14 protein-coding genes are annotated in these 20,185 nt (G+C 71.5%); 4 read left to right on the forward strand and 10 right to left on the reverse strand.

Features of this window, described 5'->3' with window-relative positions:
• Window positions 1-34: 34 nt before the first annotated feature.
• From IE325_RS27335 to IE325_RS27360, 6 genes are all read right to left on the reverse strand, one after another.
• Entirely contained in the window at window positions 35-994 is a 960-nt protein-coding gene (locus IE325_RS27335) for a threonine/serine dehydratase family protein (RefSeq protein WP_190072734.1), read from the reverse strand.
• 83 nt (window positions 995-1,077) lie between these two features.
• Entirely contained in the window at window positions 1,078-2,115 is a 1,038-nt protein-coding gene (locus IE325_RS27340) for a polyprenyl synthetase family protein (protein ID WP_190072735.1), read from the reverse strand.
• A complete protein-coding gene (locus tag IE325_RS27345) occupies window positions 2,112-3,164 on the reverse strand; it encodes a tetratricopeptide repeat protein (RefSeq protein WP_190072867.1) in 1,053 nt (350 codons plus the stop codon). The genes IE325_RS27340 and IE325_RS27345 overlap by 4 nt, the downstream gene beginning before the upstream one ends.
• A 217-nt stretch (window positions 3,165-3,381) precedes the next feature.
• Complete coding sequence (locus IE325_RS27350; protein ID WP_190072736.1) at window positions 3,382-4,059, reverse strand: AIM24 family protein; 678 nt, start codon at window positions 4,057-4,059, stop codon at window positions 3,382-3,384.
• 106 nt (window positions 4,060-4,165) lie between these two features.
• Complete coding sequence (locus tag IE325_RS27355; protein ID WP_190072737.1) at window positions 4,166-5,539, reverse strand: CAP domain-containing protein; 1,374 nt, start codon at window positions 5,537-5,539, stop codon at window positions 4,166-4,168.
• 99 nt (window positions 5,540-5,638) lie between these two features.
• Window positions 5,639-6,883, reverse strand: coding sequence for a serine hydrolase domain-containing protein (locus IE325_RS27360; protein WP_190072738.1), 1,245 nt, complete (start codon window positions 6,881-6,883; stop codon window positions 5,639-5,641).
• Between the two features lie 195 nt (window positions 6,884-7,078).
• Here IE325_RS27360 and IE325_RS27365 point away from each other — a divergent pair, with 195 nt between their 5' ends.
• The 4 genes from IE325_RS27365 (at window position 7,079) to IE325_RS27380 (ending at window position 13,748) form a co-directional block, all read left to right on the forward strand.
• Entirely contained in the window at window positions 7,079-8,275 is a 1,197-nt protein-coding gene (locus IE325_RS27365) for an ROK family transcriptional regulator (RefSeq protein WP_190072739.1), read from the forward strand.
• A 24-nt stretch (window positions 8,276-8,299) separates the two neighbouring features.
• A complete protein-coding gene (locus tag IE325_RS27370) occupies window positions 8,300-10,105 on the forward strand; it encodes an alpha-galactosidase D (protein WP_190072740.1) in 1,806 nt (601 codons plus the stop codon).
• Between the two features lie 62 nt (window positions 10,106-10,167).
• Window positions 10,168-12,528 (forward strand): glycosyl hydrolase family 95 catalytic domain-containing protein, encoded by a 2,361-nt coding sequence (locus IE325_RS27375; RefSeq protein ID WP_190072741.1) that lies wholly within the window; start codon window positions 10,168-10,170, stop codon window positions 12,526-12,528.
• Window positions 12,525-13,748, forward strand: coding sequence for an SGNH/GDSL hydrolase family protein (locus tag IE325_RS27380; RefSeq protein WP_229912069.1), 1,224 nt, complete (start codon window positions 12,525-12,527; stop codon window positions 13,746-13,748). Before IE325_RS27375 ends, IE325_RS27380 begins: the two co-directional genes overlap by 4 nt.
• On the opposite strand, the gene IE325_RS27385 is transcribed toward IE325_RS27380, so the two are convergent.
• The 4 genes from IE325_RS27385 to IE325_RS27400 are packed head-to-tail and all read right to left on the reverse strand — an operon-like array spanning window position 13,723 to window position 20,171.
• Entirely contained in the window at window positions 13,723-16,668 is a 2,946-nt protein-coding gene (locus tag IE325_RS27385) for a helix-turn-helix transcriptional regulator (protein WP_190072742.1), read from the reverse strand. The two genes, IE325_RS27380 and IE325_RS27385, sit on opposite strands and share 26 nt — an antisense overlap.
• A gap of 40 nt (window positions 16,669-16,708) precedes the next feature.
• The gene (locus IE325_RS27390) at window positions 16,709-17,062 is read right to left on the reverse strand and encodes a UBP-type zinc finger domain-containing protein (protein ID WP_190072743.1); all 354 of its coding nucleotides are present in this window, start codon (window positions 17,060-17,062) and stop codon (window positions 16,709-16,711) included.
• Complete coding sequence (locus IE325_RS27395) at window positions 17,059-18,498, reverse strand: ATP-binding protein (RefSeq protein WP_190072744.1); 1,440 nt, start codon at window positions 18,496-18,498, stop codon at window positions 17,059-17,061. The genes IE325_RS27390 and IE325_RS27395 overlap by 4 nt, the downstream gene beginning before the upstream one ends.
• Window positions 18,495-20,171 (reverse strand): NAD(P)/FAD-dependent oxidoreductase, encoded by a 1,677-nt coding sequence (locus IE325_RS27400; protein ID WP_190072745.1) that lies wholly within the window; start codon window positions 20,169-20,171, stop codon window positions 18,495-18,497. Before IE325_RS27400 ends, IE325_RS27395 begins: the two co-directional genes overlap by 4 nt.
• Between the last annotated feature and the right edge of the window lie 14 nt (window positions 20,172-20,185).

Genomic DNA, 20,185 nt, shown 5'->3' on the forward strand with positions numbered 1-20,185 from the left:
TCGGAAAACAACCGGGAAATTGAGTCTGAATGCTTCAGCGAAGGCCGAAATCGGCCGCCCAGCGCAGCACGTCCGAGGTCGTCGCGTTGCCCCCGCAGACGACAAGACCGAGCCGGGCGCCGTCCCCGACCCGCTCCAGGACCCGCCGGGCCGCGGGCAGCAGACAGCCGGCGGCCGGCTCGGTCCACAGCTTGGCGTGTTCGGCGAGGTCGAGCACACCCCGTACGGCTTCCCGGTCCGGGACCACGAGCACCTCGTCGACCAGGGCGGACACATGGTCATACGTCAGCTGCGAGACGGACGGCGCGCTGAGCGTCGACACGATCGACGACAGCGGCACCGGCACAGGACCGCCCGCCGCCAGTGCCCGGGACATGGCCTCGGCGCCCTCGGTCTCCACGCCCCAGATCCGCACATCAGGACGGCGGGCCCGCAGCGCCGCAGCGACGCCGGCGATGAGGCCGCCGCCCCCGACACTGACGATCACGTCCGTGAGGTCGCCCGCGTCCTCGGCCAGCTCCAGCCCCACGGTGCCCTGACCGGCGATCACCAGCGGGTCGTCGAAGGGGTGGACGAGGGTGAGCCCCTCGTCCCGCAGTCGCGTGACCAGCGAGAACGCGCCGTCCATGTCGTCCGTCAGCCGCACCGACGCCCCGGCGTCCCCGGCGATCCGGACGGCGTGCGCGGGCGCCGAACGCGGCATGACGACGGTGGCCTTCACATGATGGACAGCCGCCGTCATCGCCAGGGCGATGCCGTGGTTGCCCCCGCTGACCGCCACGACCCCGGCGGCCCGCTGGTCGTCGCTCAGCGACAGCAGCTTCGCCGTCGCCCCGCGCGCCTTGAACGACCCCGTGCGCTGGAGGAGTTCGAGCTTGGCGGTGACCGGGACGCCGAGCAGGGCCGACAGACCGGGGCTGGGCACGGTCGGGGTGTGCACGACATGTCCGGCGATGAGGCCGGCCGCGGCTTCGACGTCCGAGATCCCGATCAAGGCGGTCACCTTTCCGGTGCGGGGCGGGAACTGCACCCTGACGTGGCCGGACGTCACCGGTCAACCCGACGGCCTGCGCGCTCTCACAGATCGCGCCGCACGAGGAAGTCCAGCAGCGCCCGCAGCTCGTCGGCGGGCCCCGCCGCGAGCGGTACGTCCTCCAGTGCCCTCTCCACTGCGGCGACATGACGCCGTGCCTCCGTGAGCGCGGCCGAGCGACCGCCCGCCTCCTCGATCGACGCCGCCACCTCGCCGAGGTCGGCGGGCGACTCCAGCAGCGTGGCGAGCCGGCCGGCGGTGGGGGAGTCGAGCGCGGCCAGCACCGGGAAGGTCTTCTTGCGCTCCCGCAGATCGCCGTGGACCGGCTTGCCGGTGACGGCCGGGTCGCCCCAGATGCCCAGCAGATCGTCCACGATCTGGAAGGCGACGCCCAGATGCCGGCCCGCGCGGTCCAGCGCGGCGACGGTCGCGGGCGGCGCACCGCCGAGCAGGGCGCCCAGCGCGGCGGCACAGCCCAGCAGGGCGCCCGTCTTGAGCTCGGTCATCGTCCGGTACTCGTCCGGCCGCACCCGCTCCGGCCCCGTCCAAGGACGAGTGGCGAACAGCAGATCGTCCGCCTGTCCGCGCACCAGGTCCTGCAACGCCACCGACAGCAGTCGCACCCCCCGAGGCCCCGCCGGCGCGACGGCGAGCGTCTCGACGGCCAGCGCGAACAGGGCGTCGCCCGCGAGAACGGCGGGGCCCGTGCCGTACGCCTTCCACACCGTGGGGCGGCGGCGCCGTGCCTCGTCGCCGTCCATGATGTCGTCGTGCAGCAGGGAGAAGGCGTGCACCAGCTCCACCGCGACCGCCCCGGGCACCGCGACCGGCCCGGGCGCACCGGCCGCCTCCGCGGCGAGCACCGCCAGCGCCTGCCGTACGCCCTTCCCGCCGGAGGCGACGGCCGGGGCACCGCCCACCTCGCACCAGCCGAAGGAGTAGGCGGCCATCTCACCGACCCAGGGGTGCGTCCGCCCCACCGCCTCCCGCAGCGCGGGCCGCACCAACGCCCGGCATCGGTCAAGGACTTGAAGCGCGTCCGGCGCGACGGGGACGCGGACCGCCGAAGGGAGCGCCGTCACCGTCCGACCCCCGCCATGGCCTGCGCGTCGACGCCGAACTCCTCCTGCGCCCGAGCCACCATCGCCCGCGCGTGCCGCAGCCCGATCCGCTCCAGCACCCCGGCCAGCTCGGCCAGTTCCGCGGCGGTCTCGGCACGGTCGCGCCCCAGCCGGGCCCGCGACTTCGCCAGCCCCAGCCGGGACAGCGCCTCCCCGCGCGGCTCGCTCATGGCGCGGAACTCCGCGAGCGCCTGCTCGTACATCTCGCGCGCCTCGGCGTAACGCCCCGCGCGGTAGAGGACGTTGCCGCGCATCTTGTGGTTGTAGGCCAGCGCGCTGGACAGCTTCATCGCACGGCAGCCGGTCTCCGCTTCGCTCAGCAGCGTCAGCGCCCGCTCCACGTCGCCGTCGCGCACGGAGACGACGTCGGCGAGACCGCGCAGCGCCCAGGCGTGCCCCCGCCGGTCGTCGGCGCGCGCGGCGATGCCGGCCGCCTCCTCGAACAGGTCGTACGCCTTGTCGTAGGAGCCGGTGTTGCGATGGATCTGGGCGATGCCCTCCAGCGCCCACACGGTGTGCCGCGCCTCGCCGCGCCGCCGGGCCTCGGCCAGCAGCTGCTCGTGCAGCTCGTGGACGGCCTCGTAGTCGCCCTGGATCCGGCCGGTCTCCGCCAGCCCGGCCAGCGAATAGCCGCGTACGACGATGTCGCCGCCGCGTTCGCCGAGGTCGGCCGCGAGCTGGAGCAGCCGCCAGGCCAGCGGGAACGCGCCACGCTGGCGGGCCAGTGTGCCGCCGCTCCACAGCGCCCAGGCCATCGCCCCGGTGTCACCGGCCTCCCGGGCGGCACGGTAGCTGGCCTTCCACGCCCGGTCCGCGTCCCCGACCTGCCCCAGCCTGCGGTGCGCCTCGGCGACCGCGAGCCCGGAACGCGCCGCCTCGCCGTGCTGCCCGGTCTCCTCGGCCGCTCTCAACTGCTCGGTGCCGGCGGCCAGTACGTCGGTGAGCGACGAGTTCACGGACAGGGTGGTGAGGGCGCCCTGGTACTCCGGGGCGAATGCCTTGCCGTACATCGATGCCTTTCGATCGATATACACGCCGTGTCTACTCTGTGGGTATGCATGAAGTGTATACATCCTGCGTATACGTCATCGGTATACATGGCGTGTATAGAGCGTTGAGAACCAGCCCCGGCCGAAAGCTCGGCCGGGGCTTCACTTGTTGTCGATCAAGACGTCGGCAGGGCGGAGAGGGTTGCTCGTGAGGCGCAGATCACCTCGCGGGGTCGGTTCAGTGCTGCTGCGGCTTCTGCGGTGTCGCCTCACTAGGCCGCACGACGACATGGCCCTGACCCTGCAGCATCAGCTGCACGGCCTCCCCGGAGCCGCCGCGCAGCATCGAGCCGAGCGACTGCGAGCGATGCAGCGAGGTCTGCAGCCCCGCGGTCCAGCCGACCACCGCATCCGTGTCGACGTACACCGGGTACTGCGGCGAGACCGGGATGACCAGGGGGTTGCCGTCGCAGATCAGCCCCAGCCTGCCCTGCCCCGTGAAGACGCTGTTGAACAGACCGCCGCCGGTGATGCCCGCCCCCTTCACCGTCGCTATCCGGTACGACAACGAGGCGTCGAAACACAGCACGTTGCGGCCGTTGACCGTGAACTCGTCGCCGGGGTCGACGTCGACGATGAAGCAGTTCTGCGCCTCGTGCGCGAACCAGGCCTCGCCCTGTCCGCGCACCGCCATCAGCGGCAGCCCCTCACCGGTCACGGCCCGCTTGAGCATGCCGCCCACGCCCTGGCCCTTGCGCTCGAACTGGAGGTTGCCGCGGTAGGCGACCATGGCGCCCTGCCGGGCGTGCATCTCGCCGTTCACCGCGTACTTGATGCACTTGGCGTTCTCGATCGTCATACCCGGCGCCGCGGCCGGCTGGACCATGTGCTCACTGGAAAAGAGGTCACCCTTCATGCGGGCATCCTGTCCCGGACGGTCCCGTTCCGCCTAGATCGCGGCGTGTCGTGACTTCGACCCCGGTCCCCGCTCTCACACCGGCCCCCCGACGGGACGGATCCGGTCAGCCGCCGAAGAGCTGCGTCCAGTACGTGCCCGCCGGGCCGCCGCCCGCGAAGCCGATGCCTATGTGGGTGAAGTCGGGCTTGAGGATGTTTGCGCGGTGTCCCGGGCTGTTCATCCAGCCCTCCACGACCTCGGCCGCCGAGCGCTGGCCGCACGCGATGTTCTCTCCGATCGCCCGCATCCGGGAGCCCGCGGCGGCCGCCCGGTCCCAGGGCTGGGTTCCCTCGGGGGAGGTGTGGGAGTAGAAGGCGCGGGTCGCCATGTCGGTGCTGTAGGCCTGTGCGGCCGTGGTGAGCGTGGGGTCGGCGGACAGGGGGCGCAGCCCGGCCCGGGTCCGCTCCCGGTTGGTCAGGTCGACCACCTCGGTCGCGGTGCGGGACAGGTCGCCCGGTGTGAGGGGCCTGGCCCACAGAGCCGTCCAAAACGTATCCCCTGAGCGGCCGCCGCTGACGTGGGCCACGGCGGCATGGGTGAAGGCCGGGTCCCGCAGGGTGCGGCGGGCGAGTTCGGTGCGCAGGCAGTACGCGACGAACTCGTCGGGTGTGCGGGGACCGGAGACCAGGTGCTCGCCGACGGTGACATACGTGTACCCGGCGGCGGTGATGCGCTGGTACACGGAGACGCCGTCACGGCCCTCGACGCCGAGCGTGCCCGAGGCGGCCATGGCGGCGGCGTGGGCCTGGGCGGCGGAGGCGAGACGGGCGTCGAGAGTGACGGGCGGTGAACCGGCGCCCGCACGGGCCGAGTTGACCAGGCCCACGAAGCCGTCAGGGGCGGGGGAGTGCGGGACGTTCACGGCTGCCAGCGTCTGCATCGTGGGCCGGGTCGTCGGCATCGGCGGGGCGCTGGGCATGGGCGGGGCGGCTGTCCGCCGGTCCGGTGAGGGCGTCGCGTCCTCGATGACGTCCACCCCGAAGTCGCGCGCGATCCCCGCCAGTCCGTCCGCGTACCCCTGCCCCAGGGCCCGCACCTTCCAGCCGGCGCCACGCCGGTAGACCTCGGCGAGCAGCAGCACCGTCTCCGGCCCCGGACGCGGCGGGGTGAACCGGGCGATCGGGCGCCCGCCCTGGTCGGTGACCTGGAGCACCGGCGCGGGCAGCCGGCCCAGGGGAGTGCCGGGGTCGGCGGGGCTGACGACCACCGTGACCCGGGTCGCCCCGGAGCGCAGACGCGGCGGGTCGACGGTGAGTGTGTCGCCGTGCAGACGGGCGCCCGGCGCGGAGGGCTGGTTGTAGAACACGAAGTCGGCGTCGCCACGGACCTTGCCGCTGTCGTCGGTGATGAGCGCCGACACATCGAAGGGGCCGGGCACCCGGACGGTCACGCTGCCGCCCGGGAGGGGCAGATTGCCCCCGGGTACCAACTCGCTCATCGGGCCGTCCTGGTGGGTGGTTCGAGATCCGGTGGGGATGTCCGGCGCGGATGCCAGGAAAACGTCCACCGGATCTCTCGGGTTCCCGCCCGGCGCCCCTCAGTCGCGGTTCCGGTGCACGGGCACCGCCGGTGCGACGTCCTCGTACCGCTCGACGCGCTCGGCACGATGCCGGGCCTTGGCCTTCTTGCCGCAGAACGCGGACTCCAGGGTGCCCCGCATCGAGGTGAGGACCGTCCCGTTGTTGGAGGTGTTGGCCAGCGCCGCGAGGCTGCGCCTGCCGTCCTTGGACGTGAACGCGTAGGTGTAGTAGCCCTGGACGGCACCCGTGTGGCCGTACACCGAGACACCGCACGACAGATCACGCCGCCGCAGCCCGAGCCCGTACGACTGCACGCCGCCCGCCGGCACCCAGCGCTGCATCTGCGCGAGCTGCGCCCGGGAGGTCAGCTTGCCGCCCAGCAGCGCCGACAGGAAGGTGTTGAGGTCCTGTGTGGTGGAGATGACCGCGCCCGCGCTCTGCGCCCAGGACACCGTCTGCTCGGTGGCGTCGACGAACGCCGCGCCCGCCTTGTCGGGGGTGAGATAGCCGCGGGCGAACCGGCCGGGGATCTTCTTGCCGGGGTGCACATAGAACGTGTCGCGCAGATTCAGCGGCTTGAAGATCCGGTTGCGGAATTCGGTCCGCACCGAGTGCCCGGTCAGCTTCTCGATGAGCATGCCGGCGACCACGAAGTTGGTGTTGGAGTACGAGTACGCGCCGCCCGCCTTCGTGGTGCGCGGCTTGCTCAGGGACCGGTTCACCAGCTGGCGGTAGGTGAAGACCTTGCCGCGGACCGCCTCGAAGCCGGGAACCGTCCGCGCGAACATGTCGTTGGTGTAGTCGTACAGGCCGCTGCGGTGGCTGAGCACATGGCGCACCGTGATGCGGTTGTCGGGCAGCAGCCCCGGCAGATAGCGGTTGACCGGCGCGTCCAGCTTCAGCTTCTTCTCGTCGGCCAGTTGCAGCAGGACGACGGCCGAGAAGGTCTTGGTGACGCTGCCGATGCGGAACCGGTCGGCGTTGCTGATGGCCCGCCCGGTCCTGCGGTCGGCGACACCCAGGGCCGCCCAGTGGGCCGTGTTGCGGTCGTCGATCCGCGCGATCGCACCGGGCGCTCCCTGTCTGCGCACCGTGCGCAGGACGTTCCACACCCCCGTCATGTCGGGGGCGGGCAGGGCGCGCGGTGCGGCGTCCGCGCCGGTCGCGGGGGATTCGTGGGGCGTGGCATGGGCGGGCACCGCCAGGAGCAGCGCGAGGGCTGCCGCTGCCGCCGTACCCCTGACCACCGTTGCTGAGGCCATCCGGGTCCTTCCGTCGTGATCTGTCCTGTTTCGTGCGGGGCAACCTTCTCGCATCCCGTCAGATCGCCACAGGCGACGCACAGTTGGACAAGAAATGATCACCGGGTAGGAGTCCTGGATCGTCGTCCGGGGCCTTCCGGAACGAATCCTGCTTCTTTTATTGACGGCGGAAAATAAGCCATCTAGGTTCCGGGCATGTCCTCGATCCACCCCGCCGAGACGTTCCCGGCGAACACGCCGGCCGCCTCGCAGATCTTCACCACGGTCCTCAGCCATGGGCCCCTCACCCGTCTAGAGGTTGCCCGGCGCGCAGGACTGTCCCCGGCCGCCGTGACCAAGGCGGTACGGCCCCTGATCGAGGCCGGCTATCTGGTGGAGGACGTGGACGAGCCGGCCCGCCCCGCGCTCGGCCGCCCGGCCAACCCGGTGCGCGTCGACGGGGGACGGGCGCTGTTCATCGGCGTGAAGGTGACCGGCGACGAGATCATCGGCGTGCTCACCGACCTGTGCTGCCGTATCCGTGTCGCCCGCCACACCCCGCTCCCGGACCGGGAGCCGAAGGCCGTGCTCACCTCGGTCGCCGAACTGACCGGCGAATTGCTCACCGAGGCGGCCGACCTGGGCGTACCCGTCCTCGGGCTCGGCATCGCCGTCTCCGGAGACGTGGACCGTGGCGCGGGCGTCGTCCGCTACTCGCCGTTCCTGGAGTGGCGGGACGTGCCCCTCGCCGAACTCGCCGCCGCGACCACCGGGCTGCCGGTCACCGTCGACAACGATGTGCGGGCCCTCACCGTCGCCGAGCAGTGGTTCGGCGCCGGCGTCGGGCTGTCCGACTTCGCCGTGGTCACCGTCGGCGCCGGCATCGGCTGCGGCCTTGTGGTGCACGGCCGGGTCGTCGCCGGGGCGCACGGCGTGGCCGGGGAGATCGGCCATGTCACCGTCGACCCGGCGGGACCGCGCTGCCACTGCGGCAACCGCGGCTGCGTGGAGGCCATCGCCGGGGACGCCGCGATCGTCCGGCGGATCCGCGAGACCACCGGCGTCGAGGTCGCCGACACCGCCGAGGCCGTGGCGCTGGCCCACCAGGGCAACGCCGGAGCCCGGGAGGCCTACGCCCGCGCCGGCGAGGCGATCGGCCGGGGCATCGCCACCGTGGCCAATCTGCTCGGCCCCGAGCGGGTGATCATCTCCGGCGAGGGCCTCGCCGCCCACGACCTGTTCGCCGAGCAGATCCGCGACGCCTTCGCCGCGGCCGCGTTCGGCTCCGCCGACCGGTGCGACGTACAGACCCGCCCGCTGCCCTTCGAGGAGTGGGCGCGCGGAGCGGCGGCCACCGCCATCCAGTCCTTCATCCGAGCCGACGACCAGCAGCACCAGCACCAGAACCGCTGAACCAACCCCGTGGAGGTACGACCCATGCGGTCATCCCCGTACTCCGTCATGCCCGCACGCGCCCTGAGAGCCCTGGTGGTCCTGGCCCTCACCGCCGGTGTCACCGCCGCTGTCCCCAGCGCCCGGGCCGAGACCACCACACCCCCGGCCGCCCCCGCCCCCGTGGCCGCCAAGCCCTATATGGGCTGGACCAGCTGGACCATGCAGTCGTCGAAGTACCCGGGCCTCAACCCGAAGGGCGACTACAGCTACCTCTCCGAGGCGAACGTCCTCAAGCAGACCGACGCCATGGCCGCCAAGCTGAAGAAGTACGGCTACGAATACGTCAACATAGACGCCGGCTGGTGGATGGACTGGTCCTGGAAGTCGCAGTACGACCAGTACGGCCGGCAGAAGGCCGACCCGGTGCGCTTCCCCAGCGGCATGAAGGCCGTCGCCGACCGCATCCACGCCAAGGGCCTCAAGGCCGGCATCTACCTCCCGGTCGGCCTGGAGAAGGGTGCCTACGGCGACGGCAAGACGCCGATCTGGAACGCCGAGGGGTGCACGACCGGCGACATCGTCCACGCCGACCTGCGCACCACGAACGGCTGGGACAGCGCGTACAAGATCGATTTCTCGAACCCCTGCGCCCAGAAGTACATCGACTCCCAGGCCCAGATGTTCGCCGACTGGGGCTACGACTTCCTCAAGCTCGACGGTGTCGGCCCCGGCTCCTTCAAGACCGGCGACAACTACGACAACGTCCCCGACGTCGCCGCCTGGCAGAAGGCCATCGACACCGCAGGCCGCCCGATCCACCTGGAACTGTCCTGGTCCCTGGACTACGGGCACGTCGCGGACTGGAAGAAGTACTCCAACGGCTGGCGCATCGACACCGACGTCGAGTGCTACTGCAACACCCTGGTCACCTGGGAGAACTCGGTCGACGACCGCTGGGACGACGCCCCCGCCTGGACCGACCACGCGGGTCCCGGCGGCTGGAACGACCTCGACTCCCTCAACGTCGGCAACGGCGAGATGGACGGCCTCACCAAGGCCGAACGGCAGAGCTACGCCACCCTGTGGGCCATCGCCAAGTCCCCCCTCTTCACCGGCGACGACATCACCAAGCTCGACTCCTACGGCCTGTCGCTGCTGACCAACCGCGAGGTCATCGGCATCAACCAGAGCAGCGCCCCGCCCGCCGAGCCCGTCACCGCCTCCGACCCGCAGCAGGTGTGGGCCGCGAAGAACCCCGACGGCACCTACACGGTCGCCCTGTTCAACCTCGCCGACGCCCCCGCCTCGGTCACCGCCAACTGGCAGGCCCTCGGCTTCAAGGGCAAGGCCTCGGTGCGCGACGTGTGGAACAAGGAGAACCTCGGCAACCGCACCGACAAGATCACCCAGGCCCTCCCCGCGCACGGCTCCCGCCTCTTCACCGTCACCCCGCGCGGCACCACCCTCGCGTGGACAGCCCACGAGGCCGAAGCGGGCACCCTGAGCGGCAACGCCTCCGTCGCCGACTGCTCCGCCTGCTCCGACGGCCGCAAGGTCGGCAACCTCTACACGGGCGGCAAGGTCACCGTCGACGACGTCGTGGTCGCCGAGGCCGGCACCTACATGATCAAGGTCTCCTACGTCAGCGGTGACGCCCGATCGATCCTCGTCTCCGCCAACGGAGGCGGCGGCACCTCGCACAAGTTCGCCTCCACCGGCGACTGGGGGACCGTCAACAGCGTCTACGTGCCGGTGAAGCTCAAGGCCGGGGCCAACACCGTCACCTTCGACAGCGGCACCGGCTATGCGCCGGACATCGACCGGATCGACGTACCGAAGTCCCTCTGATCTCCCTCCGTCGGGGCCCGGCCGTGCGCCGGGCCCCGGCCCGGACGTACCCGGAGCCGCACATGGACACCAGACCGAGCGAGCCGAGCAGAAGAACCGTCCTCACCACCGCGGGCCTCACCGCCGCCCTCGCCGCCCTTCCCGTCTTCAAAGCCTCTGCCGCACCCGCCCGCCCCGGAGAGGTCCCACCGCCCGCCGACCGTCACCAACTGTGGTGGCAGGCCCCCGGCGACGAGGGCTCGCTCATCGAACAGGGCCTGCCCATCGGCAACGGCCGTATCGGCGCCCTCGCGAGCAACGACCCCGGCCGCGAACTTCTCCTGATCACCGACGCCACCATGTGGACCGGCGGTCTCAACGACACCCTCGACCAGGACGGCCAGTTCCCCTACGGCCGCTCCGACTTCGGCTCGTTCACCCTGCTGGCCAAGCTCACCGTCGACATCCCCGACCACGACCTCGGCGGAGTCAACGGCTACCGCCGCACCCTCGACCTCGCCCAGGGCCTGGTCACCAGCTCCTACGTCCGCTCCGGCGTCACCTACCGGCGCGAGATGTACGCCAGCCGGCCCGACGACGTCATCGTCCTGCGCTTCACCCAGAGCGGCGGCGGCCGCCACACCGGCTCCATCACGCTGACCGGCACCCACGGCGAACACCCCACCGCCGCCGAGTCGTTCGGCGCGACCCTCCCCAACGGCCTGCGCTACGGCGCCGCCGTCAAAGCTCGCGGCACCGGCGGCAAGGTCACGGTCAACGGCACCCGTATCGACTTCGCGGGCTGCAAGGACCTCACCGTCGTGATCACCGCCGGGACCAACTACGCGCCCGACGCCGACTCCGGCTTCCGCGACCCCGCACTCGAGCCCGAGCGACTCGCCCGCACGAAGGTCCGCGCTGCCGCCGCGGAGTCCACCGACGCCCTGCGCCGCACCCACGTCGCCGACTACCGCGCCCTGTACGGACGACTCGACCTCTCCCTCGGCACGTCAACGGCCGAGCAGCGCGAACTGGACACCTGGGAGCGCCTGCACGCCCGCAGCCGAGACCCCGAGCCCGACCCCGAACTGGAGGCCGCCTACCTCCAATTCGGCCGCTACCTGATGATCTGCGGCTCCCGCGACAGCCTGCCCGTGGCCCTTCAGGGCCTGTGGCTGGACGGCAACGACCCGGACTGGATGGGCGACTACCACACCGACATCAACATCCAGATGAACTACTGGATGGCCGACCGCACGGGCCTGTCCCCGTGCTTCGACGCGTTCACCGACTACTGCGTCGCCCAGCTCCCGTCCTGGAACGACCTCACCCGCCGCCTGTTCAATGACCCGCGCAACCGCTACCGCAATTCCAGCGGAAAGAACGCCGGCTGGGCCGTCGCCTTCTCCACCAACCCCTACGGCGGCAGCGGCTGGTGGTGGCACCCGGCGGGCAACGCCTGGCTGTGCACCACCCTGTGGGAGCACTACGAGTACACCGGGTCACGCGAGCACCTGAAGAAGATCTACCCGCTCCTCAAGGGCGCCTGCGAATTCTGGGAGGCGCGACTGCTCACCATCACCCTCCCCGGCACCTCCAAGGAGGTGCTCGTCGACGACAAGGACTGGTCCCCGGAACACGGCCCACAGGACGCCAAGGGCATCACCTATGCTCAGGAAGTCGTGTGGATGCTGTTCGGGAACTACTGCACCGCGGCCGCCGAACTCGGGCGGGACACCGACTACGCGGATACGATCGCGTCACTGCGCAGAAAGCTGTACCTGCCGCAGGTCAGCCCGACCACCGGCTGGCTGGAGGAGTGGATGTCGCCGGACAACCTGGGTGAGACCACGCACCGCCATCTCTCCCCGCTGATCAACCTCTTCCCCGGCGACCGCATCCGCCCCGACGGCTCCACCCCGGCCGACCTCGTCGCCGGCGCCACCGCCCTGCTCACCGCACGCGGCATGGAGAGCTTCGGCTGGGCCAACGCCTGGCGCAGCCTGTGCTGGGCCCGCCTGAAGAATGCCGACAACGCTTACCAACTGGTCGTCAACAACCTCCGCCCCTCCGTCGACGGCAGCAACGGCACGGCCTTCAACCTCTTCGACATCTACGAGGTGGAGCGCGGCCGGGGCATCTTCCAGATCGACGCCAACTTCGGCACCCCCGCCGCCATGGTGGAGATGCTGCTGTACTCCCGGCCCGGACACATCGAACTCCTTCCCGCCCTCCCCGACGCCTGGGCCGCCTCCGGCCACATCCGGGGAGTCCCCGCGCGCGGCGGCTTCGAGGTCGACCTGCGCTGGCGGGACGGCAAGCCGACCGAGGCCCGGATCCGCAGCGTCGGCGGCCGCACCACGACGATCGCGTACGGCGAAGTGTCCCGAACCGTCACGCTGCGGCCCGGTGCCTCCGTCACGCTGAAGGACTTCTCCCGGTGAGGGCGGTGAGGGCCGTCCTGCCGGTTGCGGCGCTGCTGCTGACGGTCGCCGCCTGCCAGTCCGCGCCCGCCGAGGCGACGAGCGAGGCGGGCGGCGTCGTCACCTGGGCGGCGAGCGCCGACCGTATGGCCGAAGGCGTGGCGGGCCGCAGCTACCGGCTCGTCGTGCACACCAGCGTCGGCGGCACCGGCGTCCGGGTCCGCCTCTCCAACGCCTTCGGAGACCGGCCGCTGACCCTCGACAGCGTCTACGCCGGACTCCAGAAGCAGGGCGCCGAGCTGCGGCCCGGCAGCAACCGGCGCCTGGCCTTCGGCGGAAAGCCCACAGTCACCCTGCCGCCGGGCCACACCGTGTGGAGCGACCCCCTGCCCGGCAGACTGCCCGCCGCCACCAACCTGGTCGTGAGCCTGCACAGCCCGGACGCGGGCGGCCCGGCGAGCGGCCACTGGATGGCCATGCAGACGTCGTACGCCACCCAGGGCGACCACGCCGCCGAGGAGAGCGGCACAGCCTGGACCATCCCGACCGGCTCCTGGTTCTACCTCGACGCCGTCTCCGTGCACGCCCCCAAGCACACCGGCGCGGTGGTCGCCCTCGGCGACTCCATCACCGACGGCTGGCAGTCCACCTCCGACCTGAACCGCCGCTGGCCGGACTACTTGGCCCGTCGTCTGAGCACGGCGGACACGGAGGTGAAGGGCGTCGCCAACGAAGGGATCTCGGGCAACAAGGTTCTCGCCGACGGCCCCGGGCAGAGCGCGCTCAACCGGCTTGAGCGGGACGTCCTGTCCCAGCCCGGTGTGCGGACGGTGTTCCTCTTCCAGGGCGTCAACGACATCAAGGCCCATACGGGAGTCACCGCCGACAACCTGATCGAGGGCTACCGCGAGATCATCGACCGGGCGCACGCGGCCGGCAAGTGCGTCGTCGGCGCGACCATCGGTCCCTTCAAGGGCTGGCACGAATGGGACGAGGCCGGTGAGGCCGTGCGCCAGGAGGTCAACTCCTTCATCCGCACAAGCGGCGAGTTCGACGCCGTCACCGACTTCGACCGCATCCTGCGCAGCCCCTACGACCGGGCGCGGATGCTCCCCGCTCTCGACGGCGGCGACCACATACACCCCAACGACAAGGGCATGCAGGCGATGGCGGACGCCGTCGACCTGAACGCCCTCGACTGCGACACCATCGGGGTCAACTCACCGTCTCCCCGTGGCTGATCAGACCCTCCCGATAGGCGATCGCCACCGCCTCCGTACGGCTCGCCGCGCTCAGCTTGGCGAGGATGTTGGAGACATGCACGCTCGCCGTCTTGCCGGTGATGTACAGCTCCTCGCCGATCTGCCGGTTGCTGCGGCCGAGGGCGAGGAGCCGCAGGACCTCCTGCTCCCGGGCGGTGAGCAGGGCGGACCGGTCGGCGCCGCCGCCCCCGAGCCGACCGCGCCGGATCAGGTCGTCCACCCGCTCCAGCAGCGGTGCGGCACCGAGCCGGGCCGCCGTCTCCCGGGCGGCGCGGGCCTCGACGGCCGCGGCCTCACGGTCGTCCGCCGCCAAGAGGGCCTCGGCGTGCCGCAACCGGCACCGGGCCCGCTCGTAGTCGTCGCCGTAGTCGAACGCGGCCACCGCCTTCGCCCACGCGGCGGCGACGTCCGGCCCGGCGACGGCCCGCGTCCACTCAGCCTCCGCACGGGCCAGCCACGCCATGCCCTCCGGGCCCTGCGGCGTACCGTCCTCACCGCGCAGGGCCGTGGCCCGCGCGAGCTCGACCAGTTCGGTCGCCGTGTCCGCCCAGCGGCCCGCCCCCGCTTCGTCACCGGCCAGGCGCAGCTCGACGGCCCGGTCGGCGACCGCGGACAGCGCGAGGGCGGCGAGCCGCACGGTGGCGTCGGGCAGCGTCCCCGCGTCGTCGGTGAGCGCGGCGACGGTGGACCGCATCCGCTCCACGGCCGCCTCCGCGTCACCGCGCAGCGCGGCGGCGTCGGTGAGCGCGATGCCCGCGACGAGCGTGCCCATCCAGTCGAAGGGCCCGTCGAGCAGGGCACCGGCCCGCTCGGCGGCCCGGAAGTCACCGCGCGCGAGCGCCACGTACAGCGCGGGACCGGCCGTGTAGCCGCCCGCCGCGGGCAGCACCTCGGCATCGGCCGCCGCGGCGCTCAGGCACTCGTCCCAGCGGCCCAGCGTGTACAGCACCAGCAGCTGAAGATGCCGCATCGCCAGCGGATAGGGCGCGGACAGCAGTCCCGCGCGCCGGGCGCGCTCCAGCCCCTCCGCCAGCCAGGGCACACACTCCTCCAGGTCACCGGACTCGAAGCAGCCGAGGGCGAGATGGAACAGGGCGCGCATCTCCACCGGCGCGTTCCCCGAACTCCGCGCCAGCTCCCGCGCCTCGTGAAGCCGTTCCCGCCCCTCCGGCGTGCGTCGGCCGCCGCCTTCGAACACGGCCAGCGAGATCAGCAGGTCGGCCCGGGCGTCCGTCAGCTGGAGCTGTTCGGCGATGCGCAGCGCCTCGCGCGCGACGCGCAACGCCGTGTCGTTCTCCCCGACCTGACGTGCCGCGAGGACATGCGTGGCCGCCGCCCACACCCAGGTCCGTGAGGGCGGCTCGGCCGGGATCAGGGCCAGCGCCTCGCTGCTGTAGGTGTAGGCCGCCGTCAGGCTGTCCACGTCGAGCAGATTGCCGGCGAGGGTGTAGCGCACCCGGGCGGCGAGTTCGGCGTCGGTGTCCTGGCCGACGCCCGCGAGCGCTGAGCGGGTGAGCGAGACCGCGCGATGCGACTCACCGGCGTGGGCGGCCGCCGCCGACGCGCGCAGGGTGAGGGTGACCCGGTCGTGGCCCTCGCCCGAGGGACGCGCCGACGGCTCCACCGACGACCACAGGTCGAGAGCGGCCTCCAGATGACGTAGCTCCTCGGCGGGCGCACCCATCCCGTGCGCATGCCCGGCGGCCTCCAGCGAGGCGGCCAGCGCCTCGGGCAGATCATGGCTCGCGCGGTAGTGGTGGGCCCGCTCGGCCGCCGTCTCGTCCGGACGGTCACGCCCGGCGAGCAGCCGCGCGAACGTCCCGTGCAGCCGGGCCCGTTCACCGGGCAGCAGATCGGCGTACACCGCCTCACGGGCGAGCGCGTGCCGGAACGCGTACGTGTCCCGGTCGCCGGGCACCAGCAGCTGCCGCCCCACGGCCTCACGCAGCGCCGACTCCAACTCGTCCTCCGGGATGCCCACGGCACCCCGCAGCAGCTCATGCTCGACACGCCGCCCCGCGACAGCGGCCGTACGCAGCACCTGCTGGCCGGTGTCGGACAGCTGCTCGAACCGGATGAGCAGCACATCGGCCAGCCCGCTGGGCACCCCACCGGCCTCGGCATCCGTGGCCGCGACCAGCTCCTCGGCGTAGAAGGCATTGCCCTCGGCCCGCTCCACGATCCGCCGCACCGTGCCGTCCGACAACGGCCGCTCCTGCACGGCCCGCACCAGCCTCGCCACCTCGGCATCGGGCAACGGCCGCAACTCCAGCCGCTCCACGGCGGGCAGCCGCACCAGCTCGGCGAGCAGGGGCCGCAGCGGATGACGCCGATGCAGATCGTCGGCCCGATACGACGCGAACACCGCGACCCGATGTGCGGGCGCCCCCGCGACCGACCGCTGCAGAACCCCCCGACTCAGCAGGAACCGCAGCAGATCCCGAGACGACTGATCGGCCCAGTGCAAGTCCTCCAGGACAAGCAGCACCGGCGCGACGGCCGAGACCTCGGCCAACACCCCCGCGATTCCCTCGAACAACCGCAGCCGATCACTGACCCCGTCCGTGCCGCCACCCAGGAGCCGCTCGACGACAGGGTGCGCGGCGATGACACCGGCGAACCTCTCGTCACCGGCGAGCACGCCCAGCACCTCGGTGAACGGCAGATACGGCAGCCCCACATCCCCGAGATCAACACAGTGCCCGACCAGCACGACCATCCCGTCGCCGGCGGCCCGCCCGGCGACTTCATCGAGCACGCGGGTCTTACCGACGCCTGCGTCCCCGGCGAGCAAGACGGCCCGAGCGTCCCCACTTCGGGCACTCTTCAACACAGCAGAGAGCCGAGCGAGTTCAACATCCCGCCCGATCAACGGAGCACTAAAGGAGGCCTGCGACATTCGAACATCCTGTCACTCCGCGACCTCAGCCCCCGAGCTATTACGCACGCAAGACCTTCGCCCAATCATCCGGCACCCGCCCCGCAGGCCCCGGCGCAGGCTGATCCGCAGGATGACTGACAGGCGCAGCCAACTCAGGACCGGCCTCGAACAACTCGCTCGTCGCGTAGTTCCAGTACCACTCCTCACCCGGCTCGAAGCTCTGCACCAACGGATGCCCGGTCTCCCGGAAATGCGCCGTCGCATGCTTGGCGGGCGAACTGTCACAGCACCCCACATTCCCGCACTGCGCACACCGCCGCAGATGGAACCACCACCCACCGACCGCGTCGCAGGACGCACACCCGCTTCCGCTCGGCGGCACGCTGGGGTCGATACCGTCGATGTCGGTCATGAGGCCTCCTCGGAGGTGAAGGGCAGCAGCACCTGGAACCGTGTGTCGCCCGGCTCGGACTCCACCTGGATCGTGCCGTGGTGCTTGTTGACCACGATCCGCCAGGAGATGTCGAGACCGAGCCCGGTGCCCTCGCCCACGGGTTTGGTGGTGAAGAAGGGGTCGAAGATCCGCCCCCGGTCCGCCGCCGGAATGCCGATCCCGGTGTCGCGGAACTCCACCAGCAGCCGGTCGTGATCGGCGGCGGTCCGCACGGCCAACGTCCCTTCGCCGCCCGCGCTGTTGATCGCGGAGACCGCGTTGTCGATGAGGTTCGTCCACACCTGGTTGAGCTCCGCCGGGTACGCCGGGATCCGCGGCAGCGAGCGGTCGTATTCCTTGACGACCTTGATCTGCGGCCCGATCTTGCTGGAGAGCATCAGCAGGGTGCTGTCGAGGAGTTCGTGCACGTCGGCGTTCTGGAAGGGCGCGCGGTCGAGCTGGGAGTACTGCTTGGCGGCGTCGACCAGATGGGAGATGCGGGTGGTGGAGTCGTTGATCTCGTCCATCAACAGCTCGGTCTCGACGGTGTAGTTGAGCCATCCGATCGCGTTCGGCAGGATCTCCTCGTCCACCGCCGTGGCGACCTGGTCGAGCCAGTCCACGTCGAGTCCGGCCTGTACGAAGGTGGGCGCGATCCGCCAGCCTTCCTGGATGTCGTGGTCGTCGAGCCAGTCGGTGACCGTGTCCTCCCGGTCGGCGGCCTCCAGCGGGCTGAGCGTCGGCGCCTTCGCGACCCGTTCCGCAGTGCGCTCCTGGATGTCGATGAGGTTGGCCATGACCTCGGGGGAGTAGGAGCCCTGGGCGATGATGGCCAGCTTGTGCCGCATCTTGCCGACCCGCTCGCGCAGCGTCGAGGTGGCCCGTACGGCCGCCGCGGCCGGGTTGTTGAGTTCGTGGGTGAGTCCGGCGGACAGCGAGCCCAGCGCCAGCAGCCGCTCACGCTGGTTGATGGCCAGCTGGGTGCTCTTCTGCCCGAAGAAGAGGCCCTCCAGCAGATGCAGGGCCATCGGGAACCACTCCTGGATGACGGCCGCGAACGTCTCGGCGGGCAGCACGAAGAACCGCGTCGGTTCCGTGACCCGCATCGAGCTGTTGTAGACCTGCGGCACCCGGTCCCCGAGATAGGCCTGCCAGGCCCCGGAGTACACCCCGCGCTGGGAGGTGCGATTGACCTCCACGTCGTCCTCGCCGACCCGCCGGGACAGCACGACGGTGCCCTCGACCATGACGTAGAAGCAGGTCGCCGGGTCGCCCTCGGTGTAGACCGGGCCGGGCTCGAACTTCTCCACCCGGCCCTCGCTGCACAGCCGGCCCAGCTGCTCGGGGGTGAGCTTCTCGAACAGGAACAGCGACCCGATCTCGGCGGGCTCGCACGGCATCAACCGGCCGCTCATGACTGCTCCAGGTAGCGGTGGACGAGCATCACGGCCATGGCTCCCTCTCCAACGGCGGACGCGACACGCTTGGCGGACTCGGCGCGGGCGTCGCCCGCCACGAACACGCCGGGCACATTGGTCTCCAGGTGGTACGGCGGCCGGTCCAGCTCCCACCCGGCCGGTGGCCGCCCGTCGGCGGTCAGGTCGGGCCCGGCCAGGATGAACCCGCGCCCGTCCCGCAGCACCGTCTCGTCGAGCCAGTCGGTCAGTGGGGCCGCGCCGATGAACACGAACATCCACTGCGCGTCGACGAGTTCGGTGCGCTCGCTGTCGATGTCGCGCAGCGTCAGCTGCTCCAGGTGGTCGGAGCCGTGCGCGGACTCGACGACCGTGCGGGCGCGCACCGAGATGTTCGGTGCCTCCTCGATCTGCTGGATCAGATAGTGCGACATGGACGTCGACAGCGACTCGCCGCGCACCAGCAGCGTGACGGACTTCGCGCCCCGGGACAGATACATCGCCGCCTGCCCCGCGGAGTTGGCGCCGCCGACGATGTACACGTCCTGCCCCTGGCAGGCGGGCGCCTCGGTGAGCGCCGATCCGTAGTACACCCCGCATCCGGTCAGGTCGTCACAGCCCGGCGCCTGAAGCTGCCGGTACGACACGCCGGTCGCCAGGATCACGCTGTGCGCGGCGACCGCGGAGCCGTCCGAGAACCGTACGATCCGTGCGGCGCCGCAGACCTCGAGACCCGTCACCTCGCGCGCGGTGAGGATCTCGGCACCGAACTTCGCCGCCTGCCGCCGGGCCCGGTCGGTGAGCTGGCCGCCCGACACACCGTCCGGGAAGCCCAGGTAGTTCTCGATACGGGAGCTCTGCCCTGCCTGCCCACCGGTCGCCGACCGCTCCACCAGCACGGTCCGCAGCCCCTCCGACGCCCCGTACACGGCCGCGCCGAGGCCGGCCGGGCCGCCGCCGATGACGACCAGGTCGTAGAAGTCGGCGGTCGGCGTCGTCGCAAGGCCGACCTTCGCGGCCAGCTCGGGTGCCTCGGGAGCGATGAGGGGCGTCCCGTCCGGGGTGATCACCAGCGGCAGCCGCTGCCCGTCCTGCTCCGCCGCGGCCAGCAGCCGCTGTCCCTCGGGTTCGTCGGCCGAGTACCAGCGGTACGGCACCTGGTTGCGGGCCAGGAACTCCCGGACGTCCGACGACCGCGCCGACCAGCGGTGTCCGACCACCTTGGTGCTGGGCACCGGTCGGTAGTCGCTGCGCCGCCACGCCTCAAGGAGATCGTCCAGGACCGGATAGAGCTTCTCCTCCGGCGGATCCCACGGCTTGAGGAGGTAGTGGTCAAGGTCCACGACATTGATCGCGTCGATCGCCGCGCTCGTGTCCGCGTACGCGGTCAGCAGCACCCGCCGCGCACCCGGGTACACGTCCAGGGCCTGTTCCAGGAACTCGATGCCGTTCATCTGCGGCATGCGGTAATCGGCCAGGATCACCGCCACGAGATCACCGCGCAGCTTCAGCTCACGCAGCGCCTCCAGCGCGGACGCGCCGGACTCCGCCCGCACGATCCGGTGCGACGCGCCGTAGCGCCGCCGCAGATCGCGGGCGACCGCCCGGGAGACTCCCGGGTCGTCGTCCACGGTCAGGATGACGGTCCGCGCTGCTTCGGCGGCCTGTGTCATACGTCTCCCACCCC

Source organism: Streptomyces lanatus, assembly GCF_014655715.1.
GTDB lineage: Bacteria > Actinomycetota > Actinomycetes > Streptomycetales > Streptomycetaceae > Streptomyces > Streptomyces lanatus.

Excerpts from the sequence above, each read along its gene's own strand:
- IE325_RS27345 (WP_190072867.1), bottom strand. The coding sequence starts at position 3,164 with ATGTACGGCAAGGCATTCGCCCCGGAGTACCAGGGCGCCCTCACCACC.
- IE325_RS27400 (WP_190072745.1), bottom strand. The coding sequence starts at position 20,171 with ATGACACAGGCCGCCGAAGCAGCGCGGACCGTCATCCTGACCGTGGAC.
- IE325_RS27360 (WP_190072738.1), bottom strand. The coding sequence starts at position 6,883 with ATGGCCTCAGCAACGGTGGTCAGGGGTACGGCGGCAGCGGCAGCCCTC.
- IE325_RS27365 (WP_190072739.1), top strand. The coding sequence starts at position 7,079 with ATGTCCTCGATCCACCCCGCCGAGACGTTCCCGGCGAACACGCCGGCC.
- IE325_RS27370 (WP_190072740.1), top strand. The coding sequence starts at position 8,300 with ATGCGGTCATCCCCGTACTCCGTCATGCCCGCACGCGCCCTGAGAGCC.
- IE325_RS27395 (WP_190072744.1), bottom strand. The coding sequence starts at position 18,498 with ATGAGCGGCCGGTTGATGCCGTGCGAGCCCGCCGAGATCGGGTCGCTG.
- IE325_RS27350 (WP_190072736.1), bottom strand. The coding sequence starts at position 4,059 with ATGAAGGGTGACCTCTTTTCCAGTGAGCACATGGTCCAGCCGGCCGCG.
- IE325_RS27375 (WP_190072741.1), top strand. The coding sequence starts at position 10,168 with ATGGACACCAGACCGAGCGAGCCGAGCAGAAGAACCGTCCTCACCACC.
- IE325_RS27385 (WP_190072742.1), bottom strand. The coding sequence starts at position 16,668 with ATGTCGCAGGCCTCCTTTAGTGCTCCGTTGATCGGGCGGGATGTTGAA.
- IE325_RS27355 (WP_190072737.1), bottom strand. The coding sequence starts at position 5,539 with ATGAGCGAGTTGGTACCCGGGGGCAATCTGCCCCTCCCGGGCGGCAGC.
- IE325_RS27390 (WP_190072743.1), bottom strand. The coding sequence starts at position 17,062 with ATGACCGACATCGACGGTATCGACCCCAGCGTGCCGCCGAGCGGAAGC.